Annotated in this window: 2 rRNA genes; both read left to right on the top strand. The window is 36.4% G+C overall.

The annotated features are described in order from the left end of the window. A 16S ribosomal RNA gene (locus SBL15_RS12940) occupies nt 1–66 on the top strand; the annotation flags it as partial. A 338-nt stretch (nt 67–404) separates the two neighbouring features. Next, nucleotides 405–610 (top strand): 23S ribosomal RNA (locus SBL15_RS12935); the annotation flags it as partial.

Below are 610 nucleotides of genomic sequence, written 5' to 3'. Positions count from 1 at the left end.
CAAATGATTGGGGTGAAGTCGTAACAAGGTAGCCGTATCGGAAGGTGCGGCTGGATCACCTCCTTTCTAAGGATATATTCGGAACATCTCGTAGAGATGAGGAATAACGTGACATATTGTATTCAGTTTTGAATGTTTATTTTAAACATTCAACAACTAAATGAAAATTACATTCAAAATTATATTTTGATATACTATTTTGATGTGATTGTTTGTTTATTGATTGTACATTGAAAACTAGATAAGTAAGTAAAAATAGATTTTACCAAGCAAAACCGAGTGAATAAGAGTTTTAAAAAAGCTTGAATTCATAAAACATAATCGCTAGTGTTCGAAAGAACACTCACAAGATTAATAACAGGTTTCTTAAAATTAGAACTACGTTCTAATATGGTGGAAACATAGATTAAGTTATTAAGGGCGCACGGTGGATGCCTTGGCACTAGAAGCCGACGAAGGACGTTACTAACGACGATATGCTTTGGGTAGCTGTAAGTAAGCGTTGATCCAGAGATTTCCGAATGGGGGAACCCAGCACGAGTTATGTCGTGTTATCGACAAGTGAATTCATAGCTTGTCAGAAGGCAGACCCGGAGAACTGAAACATCTT

This window comes from Staphylococcus sp. NWU MKU2, assembly GCF_033283605.1.
GTDB lineage: Bacteria > Bacillota > Bacilli > Staphylococcales > Staphylococcaceae > Staphylococcus > Staphylococcus haemolyticus.
This window is presented reverse-complemented; position numbering and strand designations above follow the sequence as displayed.